The sequence below is a fragment of the Olivibacter sp. EAT-5 genome (assembly GCF_044784325.1).
GTDB classification, from domain to species: Bacteria; Bacteroidota; Bacteroidia; order Sphingobacteriales; family Sphingobacteriaceae; genus Olivibacter; species Olivibacter oleidegradans.
In genome coordinates, this window is sequence record NZ_CP173028.1 from 3,165,276 (window position 1) to 3,178,634 (window position 13,359).

12 protein-coding genes are annotated in these 13,359 nt (G+C 39.6%); 5 read left to right on the forward strand and 7 right to left on the reverse strand.

The window, feature by feature from the left end; translation table 11 throughout:
- Positions 1-107: 107 nt before the first annotated feature.
- Both ACH11B_RS13000 and ACH11B_RS13005 read left to right on the forward strand, forming a co-directional pair.
- Positions 108-2,366, forward strand: a complete 2,259-nt coding sequence (locus ACH11B_RS13000; protein WP_377612333.1) for a GH92 family glycosyl hydrolase — start codon at positions 108-110, stop codon at positions 2,364-2,366.
- Positions 2,366-2,746 carry a septal ring lytic transglycosylase RlpA family protein gene (locus ACH11B_RS13005; RefSeq protein ID WP_013665696.1) on the forward strand — a complete coding sequence of 127 codons (381 nt, stop codon included), beginning with the start codon at positions 2,366-2,368 and terminating at the stop codon, positions 2,744-2,746. The genes ACH11B_RS13000 and ACH11B_RS13005 overlap by 1 nt, the downstream gene beginning before the upstream one ends.
- Positions 2,747-2,805: 59 nt before the next feature.
- On the opposite strand, the gene ACH11B_RS13010 is transcribed toward ACH11B_RS13005, so the two are convergent.
- From ACH11B_RS13010 to ACH11B_RS13040, 7 genes are all read right to left on the reverse strand, one after another.
- On the reverse strand, positions 2,806-3,810 hold the full coding sequence (locus tag ACH11B_RS13010) for an outer membrane beta-barrel protein (RefSeq protein ID WP_377612331.1): 1,005 nt from the start codon (positions 3,808-3,810) through the stop codon (positions 2,806-2,808).
- Between the two features lie 437 nt (positions 3,811-4,247).
- Entirely contained in the window at positions 4,248-5,207 is a 960-nt protein-coding gene (miaA, locus tag ACH11B_RS13015; protein ID WP_404274033.1) for a tRNA (adenosine(37)-N6)-dimethylallyltransferase MiaA, read from the reverse strand.
- A 33-nt stretch (positions 5,208-5,240) separates the two neighbouring features.
- Entirely contained in the window at positions 5,241-5,861 is a 621-nt protein-coding gene (locus ACH11B_RS13020) for an IS1096 element passenger TnpR family protein (RefSeq protein ID WP_013665699.1), read from the reverse strand.
- A gap of 229 nt (positions 5,862-6,090) precedes the next feature.
- Positions 6,091-7,500 carry a CCA tRNA nucleotidyltransferase gene (locus ACH11B_RS13025; RefSeq protein WP_377612329.1) on the reverse strand — a complete coding sequence of 470 codons (1,410 nt, stop codon included), beginning with the start codon at positions 7,498-7,500 and terminating at the stop codon, positions 6,091-6,093.
- 98 nt (positions 7,501-7,598) lie between these two features.
- The gene (locus tag ACH11B_RS13030) at positions 7,599-8,165 is read right to left on the reverse strand and encodes an L-threonylcarbamoyladenylate synthase (RefSeq protein ID WP_013665701.1); all 567 of its coding nucleotides are present in this window, start codon (positions 8,163-8,165) and stop codon (positions 7,599-7,601) included.
- Complete coding sequence (locus tag ACH11B_RS13035; protein WP_013665702.1) at positions 8,162-9,274, reverse strand: glycosyltransferase family 1 protein; 1,113 nt, start codon at positions 9,272-9,274, stop codon at positions 8,162-8,164. Before ACH11B_RS13035 ends, ACH11B_RS13030 begins: the two co-directional genes overlap by 4 nt.
- 23 nt (positions 9,275-9,297) lie before the next feature.
- Positions 9,298-10,116 (reverse strand): 2,3,4,5-tetrahydropyridine-2,6-dicarboxylate N-succinyltransferase, encoded by an 819-nt coding sequence (locus tag ACH11B_RS13040; protein ID WP_013665703.1) that lies wholly within the window; start codon positions 10,114-10,116, stop codon positions 9,298-9,300.
- Positions 10,117-10,575: 459 nt separating this feature from the next.
- On the opposite strand from ACH11B_RS13040, the gene ACH11B_RS13045 reads away from it, so the two are divergent.
- The 3 genes from ACH11B_RS13045 to ACH11B_RS13055 all read left to right on the forward strand — a co-directional run bounded on the left by ACH11B_RS13045 (position 10,576) and on the right by ACH11B_RS13055 (position 13,096).
- The gene (locus ACH11B_RS13045; protein WP_377612327.1) at positions 10,576-11,613 is read left to right on the forward strand and encodes a glycosyltransferase family 9 protein; all 1,038 of its coding nucleotides are present in this window, start codon (positions 10,576-10,578) and stop codon (positions 11,611-11,613) included.
- Positions 11,614-11,630: 17 nt separating this feature from the next.
- Positions 11,631-12,404 carry a lipopolysaccharide kinase InaA family protein gene (locus tag ACH11B_RS13050; RefSeq protein ID WP_377612325.1) on the forward strand — a complete coding sequence of 258 codons (774 nt, stop codon included), beginning with the start codon at positions 11,631-11,633 and terminating at the stop codon, positions 12,402-12,404.
- 104 nt (positions 12,405-12,508) lie between these two features.
- Positions 12,509-13,096, forward strand: coding sequence for a phosphatase PAP2 family protein (locus ACH11B_RS13055; protein ID WP_377612323.1), 588 nt, complete (start codon positions 12,509-12,511; stop codon positions 13,094-13,096).
- The last annotated feature ends 263 nt before the right edge of the window (positions 13,097-13,359 follow it).

The following is a 13,359-nucleotide window of genomic DNA, read 5'->3' on the forward strand; positions in this document are numbered from 1 at the left end:
TGGCCACTTGTAAGGCCATAAGCCATTAAATCGTTTTAGTACTGCTCTTTTGAAATATATTCTTTATTTTAGCCATCTTAACATCAGGCTAACATAAATACTTTAAAATGAATAAGAATATTTCTCGGTTCGTATGTAGTGCATTATTGAGTTTACCTTTGCTTGTAAGTGCACAAGAGAGAAAATTAGTTGATTATGTCGATCCTTTTATTGGCACAGGGGGGCATGGCCACACTTTTCCCGGAGCAACTGTTCCATTTGGCATGGTACAATTGAGTCCGGACAACGGCCAGGCAGGTTGGGATTGGTGTAGCGGCTATCACTATAGCGAGAATCACATTGCGGGTTTTAGTCACACACATTTAAGTGGAACAGGTATTGGCGATTGGTTAGATATATCAGTAATGCCTTTACTATACCCCTTAAAAGATGAAACTGCAGACATCAGGGCGACCTTCAACCATCGTAACGAAAAAGCTTCGCCCGGGTATTACGAAGTTGAACTTGATAATAAGATAAAGGCAGCATTGACAGCTACAGAGAGGGTAGGATATCATCGTTATCAGTTCCCGAATCAGAGTATTCCTGTTTTGCGACTGGATTTGGGATTTCACCTCAATTGGGATTCACCCACTGAAACCTATGTGAAGGTTTTGGATGATTCCACATTGGTTGGTTACCGTTATTCTACCGGCTGGGCTAAGGTACAACGTGTATATTTTGCGCTAAGAACTTCTCAACCATTTAAGGAGGCTATCTTAGCGGGTCACGGCGTGCAGTCGGCACAAATTAAAGCGGCCAAAACCGAAGAAAAAGGAAAAGGAATCAGTGCTCAATTAGTATTTGATGAGCAGCAAAAGAATATTGAAATCAAGGTAGCCCTGTCTATGACGGACGAGAACAAGGCACTCCAGGCTCTCGGCGAGATAGGCGATTGGAACTTTGCGCGCGTAAAAAATGAAGCTGCCGATAAATGGGAACACGAGCTGCAAAAAGTGCAGGTTTCTTCTTCTGATGAAAAGTTAAAGCGTGTATTTTATACTGCACTTTATCATACCTGTATAGCTCCCTCTTTATTTTCGGATGCTGACGGGGCCTATAAAAATGCAAGTGGCAACGTACTAAAAATGACAAATAACAATCAAAGGTATACCGTTTATTCGTTGTGGGACACATTCAGAGCACTTAATCCGCTATTTACTATTACCCAACCTGAGAAGTATACGGCCCTGCTTAATAGTATGCTTGCTTTCTATGATGAAAACGGCTTGTTACCGGTCTGGGATTTAAGTACCTGGGAAACGAATACCATGACGGGATATCATGCTATACCCGTCATTGCGGATGCCATATTAAAAGATTGGCCCGGCATTGATAAAGAAAAAGCATACAAAGCGATGCTAGCCTCTGCCTTTCAAACGGGCCGGGGTGTACCTGAATATATTAAGTATGGATATATGCCACAGGATAAAATGGGACACAGTGCAAGCGTAACGTTAGAATACGGTTATGATGATTGGTGTATTGCCCAGGTGGCGAAGAAACTTGGAAAGGAAGAAGACTACCGGAAATTCAGCAAGCGGGCCCAAGCTTATCAGCATATTTTTGATAAAAATACAGGCTTTATGCGAGCCAAAAACAGCAATGGTAAATTTGTGGTTCCTTTTGATCCTTACTTGTCAGAGCACGATGAAGTGAAAGCGCAGTATGTAGAAGGAAATGCTTGGCAACACTCGTTCTTTGTTCCGCACGATGTGCGCGGCTTGGCTAATTTATATGGCAGCCATAGTAAATTAAGTCAAAAATTAGATTCGCTGTTTTCGGTTAAATCGGAATTAACGGGAGGGAATACATCACCGGATGTGAGTGGTATGATTGGTCAGTATGCCCATGGTAATGAACCCAGTCATCATATAGCATACATGTATAGTTTCTTGGGAGAGCCTTGGAAGACGCAAGAACGGGTGCGGCAGATTGTCGACTCGATGTATCACGATCAACCGGACGGTTACGCAGGAAATGAAGACTGCGGGCAAATGAGTGCTTGGGCTGTATGGAGCATTGCCGGTATTTATCCAGCCAACCCTGCTAGCAGTGAATATGTAATAGGCAGCCCAGCTGCCGATGAGGTGATTTTTAGGCCCGGAGGAGGCAAAGAATTGCGTTTTAAAGCTATTAACAACAGTAAGAGAAATATATATGTGCAGGAAGTAAGATTTAATGGTAAAAAATACGATAAGACTTATTTTACACATGCTGATATAATAAATGGCGGGGAAATTGAGTTTATAATGGGAGAGAAGCCGAACAAGAAGTGGGGAAAGAAGAAGGATAGTTGGCCACAATCGGCAATAGATAGCGAATAATGAGATATTTTTGTGATATAGTTAAGCAGGCACTGATTTTCAGTGCCTGTTTATTTTTACTGGCGTCGTGTACTCCACGCTTGCACGAACGAGGAGGCGCTTCTTACTACGCTGACAAATTTAAGGGGAGACGCACGGCCAGTGGTGAGAAATTCAGACAATATAAGTTGACCGCAGCCCATAAGACGCTGCCTTTTGGTACAAAAGTTAAAGTAAAAAACCTAGACAACGGGCGAACTGTAAAAGTACGGATTAACGATAGAGGACCGTTCGTTTCGGGAAGGATTATCGATTTATCGAAAAAAGCGGCTCGTCGATTGGGAATCATTCAGTCGGGAACGGTGAAGGTCGAGATAAGTTATAAGAAAAAACGAAAATGAATTAGCTAATTAGTTAATTGGCTAATTAGCTAATGGGGTTAAAGAGGGGCTAAAGGCCGTCAATTGACAAAAGGTATCTTAATTCCTAAATTAACACCTAAGCCGCCAATATTGATGTAAGAACGCAGTTCATCGGCCGGTTTATTAGAGTCAAATCCCTCCCATCCGGCAACATTGTCGCCTGCTGTGATGGTTTTATGATAGTTTACTAATTTACTACTTTCACTGGCGGCGTCTTTGCTAAGCGTACCACTTGTTAACGGTTGCCCGCTCATAACAACATTGTATTCGCCGCTTAATTCATGTAATTCTTTCTTTTTACCTCCTACCGAAATGTTTCGATATTCAAGTTCAGCATATATACTGATGCGGTCGTTCAACATCCAGTCAAAGCCGACGGCGCTCTGAAAGCCTACTGTAGGATTTGCTTTGATCCGGTCAACCCGTTTTACATTATGTAAGGTCATTATTGCATTAGGAGGTAAACCGGATGTCATATGCATGCTTTCTGCCACGCTTCCTGTTTGGTCGTTTGCTGTCGTAGTAATTTCAAGATGTCCACCTATAGGAATAATTACGCCCGCCTTCATGTAAGGTTTTACACTGCTATTAGTGGGAATATGAGCTACTAATGCTGGCGCAACATCAAATGCCTTGACCTTGCCGCTATTATGCAAATTTAGTACTTCATTGCCGCCTAGGCTGCCTCTTTGACGCATCATATCTTGTGAACGACTGTTGTAATAATTCAGCCCCACTTCAACACCTAATATTCGACTAAAGCGATACCCGGGAGTTAAGCCGACCCGCCAGCCTTCGCCGAAAGAGCCTGTAATAGTACTTTCCGATACCGTTTGTTGCGTTGGTGGATTCCCTGGAATGATATTAAACACTTTATCTCTTGCCGGTTGACCACCGATGGCAGGAAATTCAACAGGGGTTACTTTTAAGAAGTAGGCGCCGCCAGCTTTGATATAGAAACCTTTGTTGTAATCATCTTGAGCTTTTGCAGAGTAGAAAAACGAACCGGCAAGTATGCTTGCCATTAAAATCATCTTCTTCATAATGTAAAGTTTAAATAGGTGTTCTTCAATTGGTTTATCGTTTTTATTATGCTTGCATAATAATTACAAACGAAAGTAATAAAGGTTTGTAGTAATTGCAAATTTTTTGATGCGTATCTGTACGTACAAAAAACTGACCTTACCCTTTAATTCGGAAAAACAACAATTGAAATCGGAAGCTTAAGAAAGTGTACCGGATTGATTTTTTATACTTTCAAGGGAGCAGCAGAATGCGCTCCCTTGAAAGTTCTAAGTTTATAATGTGTTAGCTGTTACTTTTACAAAGTGTTTCAAATGTAAAATTTTTATTTTTTTTGTGCAACAAAAATGTAATAAAAAAATGGCTTAAATTGATAAGTGCACTGAAGTCAAAATTCAAAAGTAAAAACTCAAAAGATACAGCAAGCGTCTGCGTTGCTAATCGTATTAACTTTAACTTATTTAAGTGTATCTGTAAGGAAACTAATAATTTCAGTTGATTGGCTTGGTTCAAACCAATGTGTGTTACTATCTTTTTTGAACCAGGTGATCTGCCGTTTAGCAAATTGGCGTGTATGTTGTTTTATTTTATCGACAGCCGCCTCTAACGTATACTTACCATCTAAATAATCAAAGAGCTCTGCATAACCTACCGTAAGTAGCGGAGGCCGCTTTTTATACGGGATAAGCATTTTTACTTCTTCCAATAAGCCTTGTTGCATCATCAGGTCTACGCGCTTATTAATACGATTGTATAGGACGCTCCTTTCCGTGTTGAGCCCAATCTTTAATATCTGAAAAGGTCTTGGATTAGATTTGTCTCTTCTAAAAAAAGAAAAAGGTTTACCGGTGCTTTCGTACACCTCTAGCGCACGTATAATACGCTGAGGATTATGTATATCAACCTCTTGATAATAATCCGGATCCTTACGTTTCAATTCTTCCTGTATGAATGTCAGACCCCTCTCTTTATATTGTTCGTTTAAACTTTCGCGAATCCCCGGTAGTGGGCGAGGAAGTTCATCTAGTCCCTCACATACGGCATTTATAAACAATCCACTTCCTCCCACCATCACCACTACATTTTTATAGCTGAATAAGTCATCCAATTTGGCCAAGGCCTCCCGTTCGAAATCCCCTGCGCTATAATCATCCAATATACTAAGCGAATCAATAAAAAAATGAGGAGCAGCCTGAAGTTCCATTCTACTCGGTTTTGCTGTCCCAATCGCCATTTCACGATAAAATTGTCTTGAGTCGGCAGAAATAATAGCGGTGTCGTATGCTTTTGCTACTTCAATAGCTAAAGCCGTTTTACCGATTGCCGTAGGACCTACTATGGTGATGAGTGTCTTGATAATATTTTTAATTAGCCAATGAGCTAATTTGAAAATTAGCCAATGAAGAGTTGTGAAAATATTGGCTAATTAGCTAATTTGAAAACTAGCTAATTAGTAGTCGTCCTCGTAATTCTCGTTGTCTGAAAATTCGCCGGAAAAATCATCTTTTTCTTCGGAGCCGTCTTGGGTTTCTTCGTCGTCCATCAGATCTAGATCCATATCCTCGGCTTCATCAATTCCGTATTCGGTTTCGTTGAGGAAGTCGTAATCTTCTTTGTCCTCTTTTTTCAAAGCCGAAGCTTCAGTAGGAATAACAGCGGCACCAAATGGTTTCGGAGCTAGGCCAACTGTTTTTACCGTGAGTGGATACGTTTTTCCGTTCTCTTCCTTTAATATTTTAATCAATTGAACGTGGAAATCAAAGGGCCTGTCAAAGTTGTAAGTATAGTAAAACTTTTGATGCGGATCGTCAATAAATTTATTCAATTTGGAATTTTCCATTAGCGCTATTCCGCGCTCTTCCTTGCGTTTACTTGGCAAGTAGGCAATCTCTTCACCTTTCATCCACTGATCGTTACTAATGTAAAAAGAAGAGGAGACTTCCGGGTTATATCCCGTGGATTGATGAATTGCATGATGCAAATCTAAAAAGGTATGCGTTGAGAGCACATCAATTTCGCGGATAATATCGTCGTAATCTTCAAAAGTAACTCGAAACCTATAAATAGCCATGACAGAAAATCCTGTTTTTGTTTTAAAATGCTAATATCACTAAAAAAGTAAAAATTCAAAAGTAAAAAGTAAAAACCCCGAAGGGCTCATTGATGCCTTAAAAAAACAAACAAAACCTCAATAATTAAAAAACTTGCCTCTCGTAGGGAGAGTGAAAAAGTGAAAACCTTGCTGATGGCTCCAGGAGAAAAGGCCGTTTTTTGGAGCACGAAGGAGTCGCAGTCCCATATTATGACGACTGTATGATAAGGCCGAGTTCCTTTCCTTTCTTTTCCATATAGGCAAGCGCCTCTTCCCGGTTATTTTTTATGTCGCCTTCCAAGATTGCTTCGCGAATTGCCTTTTTTATAATACCTACTTCCGGCCCGGGACGAAGGTTGAACGATCTCATAATATCCTCGCCACTCACCGGTGGTTGCCAGTTTCGTATCTGATCACGTTCCTCCACATCTTTAATACGTTGTTTTACCAGCTCAAAATTGTCTCGATACTTTTTGCGTTTGTATTCATTTTTGGTTGTTACATCCGCATGGCAGAGCTTCATTAAACTGTCAATGTCGTCCCCTGCTTCAAAAAGTAAACGTCTTACCGCAGAATCCGTTACGACATCTTTTGCCAGTACAATGGGACGAAGGTGGAGTAGCACTAATTTTTGCACAAACTTCATTCTGTCATTAAGAGGAAGCTTCAGATCAGCAAATATTTTCGGAACCATTCGAGCCCCTCGATCTTCATGGCCATGGAATGTCCATCCCTGTTTTTTATCGAAACGCTTAGTGGCAGGTTTTGCAATATCATGCAGAATCGCGGCCCATCGCAACCATAAGTCGTCCGTCACTTCGGCGATGTTATCCAAGACCTCCAATGTATGATAAAAATTATCTTTATGTCCTTTGCCGTCAATAATTTCAACGCCATAAAGCTGGGTCATAAGGGGGAAAATGAGTTCCAGCAGACCGGTGTCGAAAAGATAATTAAAGCCAATACTCGGTTTTTTTGAGCAGATGATTTTATTGAGCTCATCGGTAATACGCTCCCTTGATATGATCTTGATACGCTCGCGCTGCGATTTAATCGCATTAAAGGTTGGAGAACTGATTTTAAATTGTAGCTGACTGGCAAAACGTATAGCCCGCATCATCCGTAGCGGATCGTCAGAAAAAGTAGCCTCCGGTTCCAAAGGTGTGCGAATGGTTCTGATCTGGATATCCTTCACGCCGTTAAAAGGATCTAACAATTCGCCAAAATTTTGTTTGTTCAGGCTTAAGGCCATTGCATTAACCGTAAAGTCGCGTCTCTTTTGGTCGTCTTCCAAGGATCCATTTTCCACAATCGGTTTGCGTGAGTCTCTACGATAAGATTCTTTCCTTGCACCCACAAATTCAATATCGATCTGATCATAGCGCAACATGGCTGTTCCAAAATTTTTAAAAACGGACACTTTGGTATTTAGGTGCTTGCCCACCTTTTCGGCAAATTCGATACCACTTCCGATAACCAGGATGTCAATGTCATTTTTGAAGGGTCTTTTCATCAATCGATCGCGTACGTATCCGCCAATTACATAAATTTCTGTATTGTATTGGTTGGCCAAATTGCTCAGCGTTTCAAAAACGGGAAGTTGCAAGTACTCTTTCATCAGTGGGGCAAAAATACGAAAAATTAGCTATTAGCCTTTAGGTATTAGTCATTAGGTATTAGCTTTTAGCCTGTCAGCTTACAGCTAAAAGCTAGTTGCTAGCGTCTTATAAAGCTAAATGCACCGCTAGCATCCAACTTCATAATCGTTGACGCTTGCTTCGGGGTTAGGTCATCCTGTTCAAACTCAACAATATAATCGACGCCATTCTTTATTTCATCACTTATTTCTAGGAAATTTTTAGGGGATGGTTCGCCACTGATGTTCGCAGAGGTAGAAACAATGGGCTTCCGGAAACGTTGGATCAGTTGTTCGCAAAAGCGATGTTTCGCAATTCGGATTCCAATACTGCCATCTTCAGCTACCAAGTTTGGGGCGAGATTTTTCGCGCCATCATAGATAATGGTTAAGGGTTTTTCAGTGTATTCAATTAATTGATAAGCCACGTCAGGGATTTCCTGAACATAGCTGGCTAGTTTATGCTCATTATCAAGTAAAATGATCAAGCTTTTATCTTTCGAGCGCCCCTTTAGCTGATAAACCTTATCCACCGCCTCCGGGTTGGTGGCATCGCAGCCAATGCCCCAAATGGTATCGGTAGGGTAGAGGATAACGCCACCGGATTTTAATACTTGAAGTGCTTGGTTAATATCATTGTTCATCATATACTCTTGTATAAATTGAATAAATCTTCCGCAAGGTTTTTTGGATTAAAACGTTGTACATACTCGTTGCCTTCCTTAATCATCGTCGATCTTAACACGTTATTCGTATTAATATCATTTATGGCAGATCCCATTCCCTCTACATCATCCGGATCAACATATCGGCTATTTGGCCCCCCTGCTTCCTCTAGGCAAGAACCCCTAGCTGCTATAACAGGTATCCCACTATGTAGGGCTTCAATTATAGGTATCCCGAAACCTTCGAAACGCGACGGATAAATAAAAATATGCGCCATTTGATAAATAGCCGGCAAATCGTCAAAGGGTACAGAATGCAATAAAAGAACCCGTTTTTGTAAGTTTCTCTTTGCAATTTCGTGTTGAATAAGCTGTAAATAAGCGGTCTCTTTGCCGATGACGACAAGATGAATATTGGTTGGAATACGGTCTAAAGCTCTGATCGTGAGTAATAGATTCTTTCGCGTTTCGATCGTGCCAACTTGTAATAAATAGGTTGTCGGTAGCTGATATTTCTTTTGTACGGCTCGCTTTTCCTCCTCATCCACTGTTTGGCTAAACTGCGGGTGACAGCTCTGGTACACAACTTCTATTTTTTGCGCTGCAATACCTAGAAATTCCATCAAATCCCGTTTCGTTTGTTCACTAATCGCAACGATCTTGTCCGCCTTTCGGCATGCTTTTTTTATTTTATAGGTATAGATGCTCCGATCGATGGGTTTGAAATAATGAGGGTAGCGGATAAAGATCAAATCGTGCACGGTTAAAACCCATTTGGTTTTCCCTTTTTTAGAGCCAAAAGGTAATTCGTGGCTTAATCCATGATAAATGTCCAGATTATATTGATGTGCCAGCGAGTTTAGCGTAAATGTACGCCATAGAGAAGAAAACTTTTTGGCAAGCCCTTTCGAAGGGAGCACTTCCTGAACATGTAAGCCTTCAGCTTTGTATAAAACCGAAGGCTTACTATTAAATAAGAAATAGTGATTTTCAGAATAGAAACGGCACATGCCATCAATTAGAGATCGACTATAGTTGCCTAATCCCGTTTTATTATGAAAAGCCCGCTTCGCGTCATATCCTATTCTCATTTTATCAACAGCAGATTCGTTAGCTATACTGCTACGTTATGATCTCTTAAGGCGTTATTTAAAGAGGTCTTCTTATCCGTTGACTCCTTGCGTTGTCCGATAATAAGCGCACATGGTACTTGATATTCGCCTGCAGGGAATTTCTTTGTATAAGATCCGGGAATTACCACTGAGCGTGCAGGTACCACGCCTTTATACTCTTTCGGAATTTCGCCGGTCACATCAATAATTTTCGTAGATGCGGTCAGCACGACGTTTGCACCCAATACGGCTTCCTCTTCCACACGTACACCTTCTACCACAATGGCTCGTGAGCCCAAGAAACAATTGTCTTCAATAATAACCGGTGCAGCTTGTACTGGCTCTAACACGCCGCCGATACCGACGCCACCACTTAAGTGCACATTTTTCCCAATCTGTGCACAAGATCCTACAGTAGCCCAAGTATCCACCATGGTACCCTCATCTACGTAAGCACCAATGTTAACATAAGAAGGCATCATAATAACTCCTTTTGCTAAAAAGGCGCCATAACGGGCCAAACCGTGCGGTACTACCCGAACACCCGCTTCTTTATAGTTTGTTTTCAACTTCATTTTATCGTGGAAAACAAAGGGGCCCACGTGAATTTCGTTCATTTGACGGATGGGAAAGTATAAAATAACGGCCTTTTTAATCCAATCGTTAATATGCCATCTTCCCGCAACCTTTTCAGCAACACGCAAAGTTCCCTCATCCAAGTGAAGAATAGTGGTCTCAATCGCTTCTCTATATTCTTTAAATTCTATTAGGTGCCTTTCTTCCCAGGCTTCTTCAATTAGTTTTTTTAATTCTGCAGTCATTTCAATAAAAAAGTTTAACAAAGAAAGTAAAATTTATTGATATAGCGATAGGAGGCTTTAGGCGATTGGATGACTACTTACCTCAAGCACAAGCATAACATAAAACTTAAACCTTAAAACGTACAAATCATGCCTGGCTTTTCGCTTTTTAGGTGTTGTTATGTTGGTAAAATAGGTTTAAAGAAGGGTTTTTAGCAGATATCTTTACCTTATGCACAGGCAAAAACCTTTCTTCACGAATATTTTGAGAATTTCCCTGGCCACAAGGTCAACCGAAATAAAAATCATCTGTTAATTACTAAAAGATCGAAAGCAGGATGAGACAATAATACCTACTTCAACTTTATTTGCCAATTTTAAATGCGTTTATCTGCAATTCTGACCGGATTTTTTAATTTTGAGTGTAGCTAATTAGGGAAGACTACAATACGATCAATATAGATGTAACACCAGGCAACAATGAAAAAAACGAATGCTGTTAGAAGAGCTGTAATGAGAAATCTTACCAAAGATATTGGGAAATCCCATGCTGTAGTAGATAAAAAAAAGGATGTTGTCATAAAAAAGATATTAATTACGAGGCCTAATCACCGGTTAGGAAATCTTTTGATAATTACACCCCTCGTTCAGGAAGTTATCAATGTTTTTCCGGATAGTAAAGTAGACCTTTTTGTGAAAGGCGGAGTGTCACCTTCAATTTTTAAGAACTATAAAAATATTGATAGAATAATTCAGCTTCCTAAAAAACCTTTCAGCGATTTATTCAAATACCTAAAAGGCTGGGCCCTTTTGAGAGCCAGAAAATACGATCTTGTGATCAACTCAACTGCGGGTTCTTCATCAGGTAGACTATCAACACTGTTTGCTCGTTCACGCTATAAGTTTTTTGGTGACTTTAGTGAAGAAATACAAGTTAAATACTCCGATTATAGACACTTGGCTAAAAATTCAATTTATAACCTAAGAGACTATTTATCAAAGTTAGGCTATAACGAAAATTCCGCCACCATTCCGAATCTCGATCTCAAATTAGACCAAACTGAAATTGCTTTGGGGAAAGAAAAATTGGAGAATTTAACGCGCAACCACAGGGATACTATTTGTCTTTTTACCAACGCAACGGGTGAAAAATGTTATCCTGAAGAGTGGTGGGCGAAATTTTATGAGATATTACAGCGAAATTTTCCGAATTATAATATTATTGAGTTGTTACCCGTTGAAAATATATCGAAGCTAAATTTTAAGATTCCTCATTTTTACAGTACGGATATTCGTGAAATGGGAGGCTTTATTGCAAATGTTGCACTCTTCATTGCAGCTGATAGCGGGGTAATGCATTTAGCAAGTGCTTCAGGCATACCTACGATTGGCTTGTTTTCTGTAAGTGATGAAGACGTCTATGCGCCATATAACGGCAAGAGTTTTGCAGTTAATACCAATCATATTGATAATGAAAAAATTATGCAGTTAATCTACAACGCTTTGAACAAAGATTAAACGGTGAAATAAGTGAAATGAAGGTGTTTTTTGCAAAAGATTTTTCTCAGTATAACGAGGAAATCATCCTTACTTTAAAAAAATTTAAAACAAGCGGGACAATCATTGGTAACGGAAATAGAAACGTTGTTAAAATTTTTGAAATTAGCGGGTTACTATTCAACTTTAAATCCTTCAAACAGCATAACATTATCAACCGACATGTTTATAAATTTTACCGAAAGTCTAAGGCAAGAAGGTCTTTTGAATACGCACAGTTACTTTTAGATAAAAATTTTTGCACGCCTAAACCTGTAGCCTATATCGAAAATCATGATTTCATTGGTTTAACTTCAAGTTATTACATAAGTGAACACCTCGAAAATGCTTTTACTTTGGCGGACGTTCTTTTTAACAGAGATTTTCCCGGACGAACGGAGATTATTAAGGAATATACTGCATTAATCTATGCTCTACATGAAAACGGTATTCAGTTTATTGATAATACGGCCGGGAATTTTCTGATCAGACAAGAAAATGGCGCCTATCGTTTTTATATGGTTGATTTGAATAGAATAAACGTTTATGCTAGTATCAAGATACCTAAAAGACTTAAAAATTTCGGAAAACTCACCCTTGATCTCACCTTTGATAAAGAAATTCTGAGGATTATCAGTGAGGAATATGCATCTTTGTCGGGACTGTCTTCGGAATACTGTTTCAGGGAAATAAGTAGAGCATCAAATAAAATGTTGATTAAACGCAAAGTAAAGAAAGTCCTGAAATTGTACAAATATCTCATCAGGATTTAATGTTTAACGGCTATTCTGAATACCATGGTCACGTCAGGTTAATATAGCAGTCAGTTATTGAAATAAAAAATCCATTTCGGACATTAACCTAAAAACTTTATTAAATGAAATCAATGCTTGAAGATTTAAAACAGTTTGACACAGAATTATTCCTAGCAATCAACGGAAAGCACAATGCTTTCTTTGATACGATAATGTATTGGGCAAGTGATAAATTGTTCTGGATTCCGTTTTACGCTGTGATAGTGTTTTTTTTAGTTAGAATTTATAAGAAATTCACCATTTATATTCTACTCGCAATTACGGTAACTATTACTTTGTGTGATCAAACTGCTTCCGGACTTTTGAAAAATCTGGTGAAACGTTTTCGACCTTCTCATGAACCAACTTTAGCCGGCCTGGTTCATTTAAGCGATGCGGGTCCAGGTGGTAAATATGGTTTTGTATCATCTCACAGTGCCAACGCATTTGGGCTTGTAACGTTTCTCTTCTTCTTACTGCCTGCAAAATATAATTGGTTAAAGATCATTTTATTGTTCTGGGCTTTGCTGGTTTCTTACAGCAGAATTTACAATGGCGTTCATTATCCGTTTGATATTCTTGGTGGTGCGGTAGTAGGTGTGCTTTCAGGTAGTCTTATCTGGGTTATATTTAGAGCTATTTTTAAGAACAGCGCTTTTAATAAGGATTAGGGGGGGTAGCGTATCAAATTTAAATGCCTTGCTTCTAAACAAGCTTTAACATATAGATGCAGGGTGTTTATATTACAAGAACACTTTTCTTAATCAACTTTTTTCATCACTAGTTAGTTTTTAAGGCATTCAAGCTTTCCCTAAGGGGAAGGTTTCTTGGCAAAAAGGAACAAACCGAAGAACGTAGTGATGAGTTCATGAACACCTTTGAAATAAGCAAGGGTGAATAAACCCAAGGCTGTGCAGGCTACCTTGCAACTGAT

Excerpts from the sequence above, each read along its gene's own strand:
- ACH11B_RS13000 (WP_377612333.1), top strand. The coding sequence starts at position 108 with ATGAATAAGAATATTTCTCGGTTCGTATGTAGTGCATTATTGAGTTTA.
- ACH11B_RS13005 (WP_013665696.1), top strand. The coding sequence starts at position 2,366 with ATGAGATATTTTTGTGATATAGTTAAGCAGGCACTGATTTTCAGTGCC.
- ACH11B_RS13010 (WP_377612331.1), bottom strand. The coding sequence starts at position 3,810 with ATGAAGAAGATGATTTTAATGGCAAGCATACTTGCCGGTTCGTTTTTC.
- ACH11B_RS13020 (WP_013665699.1), bottom strand. The coding sequence starts at position 5,861 with ATGGCTATTTATAGGTTTCGAGTTACTTTTGAAGATTACGACGATATT.
- ACH11B_RS13025 (WP_377612329.1), bottom strand. The coding sequence starts at position 7,500 with ATGAAAGAGTACTTGCAACTTCCCGTTTTTGAAACGCTGAGCAATTTG.
- ACH11B_RS13030 (WP_013665701.1), bottom strand. The coding sequence starts at position 8,165 with ATGATGAACAATGATATTAACCAAGCACTTCAAGTATTAAAATCCGGT.
- ACH11B_RS13035 (WP_013665702.1), bottom strand. The coding sequence starts at position 9,274 with ATGAGAATAGGATATGACGCGAAGCGGGCTTTTCATAATAAAACGGGA.
- ACH11B_RS13040 (WP_013665703.1), bottom strand. The coding sequence starts at position 10,116 with ATGACTGCAGAATTAAAAAAACTAATTGAAGAAGCCTGGGAAGAAAGG.
- ACH11B_RS13045 (WP_377612327.1), top strand. The coding sequence starts at position 10,576 with ATGAAAAAAACGAATGCTGTTAGAAGAGCTGTAATGAGAAATCTTACC.
- ACH11B_RS13050 (WP_377612325.1), top strand. The coding sequence starts at position 11,631 with ATGAAGGTGTTTTTTGCAAAAGATTTTTCTCAGTATAACGAGGAAATC.
- ACH11B_RS13055 (WP_377612323.1), top strand. The coding sequence starts at position 12,509 with ATGAAATCAATGCTTGAAGATTTAAAACAGTTTGACACAGAATTATTC.